Consider the following 2,333-nt stretch of genomic DNA (forward strand, 5'->3'; position numbering starts at 1 on the left):
CCGGCAATTATCACCTTGACATAGTAGGTCGCTAGACGTAGTGTTGTTGGCATAGGAGCTAACGGCCATATCTGATCTTTCAAACCCGATCTTCCACGACGAAACTAAAGCCCGCGAGTGGCTGGAAGCACGGGTGTGGGCGAATGGTCGCTCCTGCCCGCATTGCGGTGTCGTGGACCAATCCACGCTCATGCAAGGCAAGACGACGCGCCCCGGCCTCTATCAATGCAACGCCTGCCGCGAACCCTTCACGGTCACCGTTGGCACGCTCTATGAGCGCTCCAAGGTTCCGTTGTACAAATGGCTTGCCGTGACGCATCTCATGATGGCGTCAAAGAAGGGCATGAGCGCCCTTCAAATCAGCCGCATGATTGGCTTGCCATACAAGACCGCGTGGTTTCTTTGCCACCGCATCCGCGAGTCGCTTCGCGATACCTCATTGCCGCCAATGGGTGGCGCTAACAAGGTTGTGGAAGCCGACGAAACGTATATCGGCGGCAAGGCCAAGAACCGCGCGAAACGCCAGCCCGCGCCCAAGCAAGCCGTTTTCTCGCTCATCGAACGCGAAGGCCATGTTCGCTCTTTCCATATTGCGAACGTGACGGCGACAACGCTTCGCCCCATCATCGCAAAGAACGTTGAACTTGCTTCGATGCTCATGACCGATGAAAGCACCGTCTACCCAAAGATCGGCGCGAAGTTCGCGAACCACGGAACTGTCAATCACTCGGCTGGCGAATATGCGCGCCTCGGCGGCTATATCCACATCAACACCGCCGAGAATTTTTTCAGCATCGTTAAGCGCGGAATTATCGGCTCGTATCACCATGTCTCAGAGGCTCATTTACACCGCTACATGGGCGAATTTGACTACCGCTATAACACTCGCACCGTGAGTGACTTTGAGCGCTTCTCAGGCTCTATCCCCGGCATAGTCGGGAAGCGCCTGACCTATCGGCGGATTGGTGAAATTGGGGCAAATTAAAAAAGAGGCTAACGCTTTCCTGCGCTGGCGAAAATGAAGGGGGTAAAACTAATGGTAGATTTCCCGCCGCCGATTCCTCCGTACCGGCCGCCGCCGCCGGTCGTCGTGAATCCCGCAGAATTTACAGCGCTCCGCGTCATTGTGACGGCGCTAATTGCCGATCAGGCTATGGAGAATCAAAAGTCATTCGGAATTGACGCTCAGACTTGGATCAACGGGATTTCCGTCAGATGCCAAGAAAGCGTCATGCGCGGGGTGATTGATATTGGCGGCAACGCGGAGGCTGGGGAACGTCACAAGGCTCGCGTGCTGGAGCAAATAAACAACATCCTCTCCAGTGCCCGGGTCTCCCCCAATTGGAACGAGCCGCAATGAAAAATCCAAGCTCCAATCGTGGAGAAGGGCCATTTGAGGTATCCATTTTAGAATTGAAATCGGCCGCCGGACGAAGGTTCAGCGGCTGTCTTTGTCTTTGCTTAGCGTCGCAGGGCTTTGGTTTGTCGGCCGCTGAACCTTCGCCTGTTCCTTAGCGGTCCGATGCTTCGGCCCGCTCTTAACCGCAGCATCAACGGCGCGCTCAAATCGCTCCCACACGGTGCTCGCCGATAACGATTCATCTGGCCCACGGGGGGGAGTTTGATTTGACTGTTTCCTTGCCCATGGTCCCTGATTCCGAAGATCAAAAGCGGATGTATCAAGCCTTAGGCGGCGGCTTAGTACGATGGCAATTTATCGAAACCGGGCTGTATTTGATAGCCCTTCCGCTAATGGGGACCGACCCCAAAACTTGCTCTCTAACATTCTTTCAAATCAAAGCAGCGGAGAATAAGCTCGCATTTGTTGATCGGCTGATTTTCCACAAGCTGGATCAGAGAACACGCAAAAAAGCATGGGCGCCGATTTTAGAGGAAATCAGGAAGGCAATCGAGTTCAGGAACTCTTTAGCTCACTTCGAAATGTTCATTTTGACGGATAGCGAGCTAGAAAAAGCCAGTCCAAAAACGGCGTTTCGCGCGGTCCTGTCACCCCATCATCTTGACCACCGTGCGAAACGCGGCGGAACGACAAAGATTCTTTCCGTCGAGACGATGGAGCACAACGCCAATGAACTTCGTAAGCTTTCCTATCGGCTCATGTATTTCGTTGTCGATCATATTCCGCAAACAGAGACGCTAACAGCATCTCTTGAGCCAAACCTTCGGCAATGGTTGGACTCATTTCGCAAAAGGCCGAGGCCTCAAGGATTTGAGCCGCCGCTTCGATCATCGCGTCCGAAAGACGCTCCCCAAAAAACTGAATCATAAGGACTGGGGTCTCCGCATCAGGCGATGCGGGCGTTAGGGAGCCG

General features: G+C 54.0%; 3 protein-coding genes. All 3 read left to right on the plus strand.

Going from position 1 to position 2,333, the window contains the following annotated elements:
• The first annotated feature begins 67 nt into the window (after window positions 1-67).
• The 3 genes from MPC4_RS17200 (at window position 68) to MPC4_RS17210 (ending at window position 2,289) form a co-directional block, all read left to right on the plus strand.
• Complete coding sequence (locus MPC4_RS17200) at window positions 68-985, plus strand: IS1595 family transposase (protein ID WP_174513606.1); 918 nt, start codon at window positions 68-70, stop codon at window positions 983-985.
• Between the two features lie 51 nt (window positions 986-1,036).
• Complete coding sequence (locus MPC4_RS17205) at window positions 1,037-1,360, plus strand: hypothetical protein (RefSeq protein ID WP_174513604.1); 324 nt, start codon at window positions 1,037-1,039, stop codon at window positions 1,358-1,360.
• A gap of 266 nt (window positions 1,361-1,626) precedes the next feature.
• Complete coding sequence (locus tag MPC4_RS17210; protein ID WP_174513605.1) at window positions 1,627-2,289, plus strand: hypothetical protein; 663 nt, start codon at window positions 1,627-1,629, stop codon at window positions 2,287-2,289.
• Window positions 2,290-2,333 lie beyond the last annotated feature (44 nt).

It is taken from the genome of Methylocella tundrae, from assembly GCF_901905185.1.
Taxonomy (GTDB): domain Bacteria; phylum Pseudomonadota; class Alphaproteobacteria; order Rhizobiales; family Beijerinckiaceae; genus Methylocapsa; species Methylocapsa tundrae.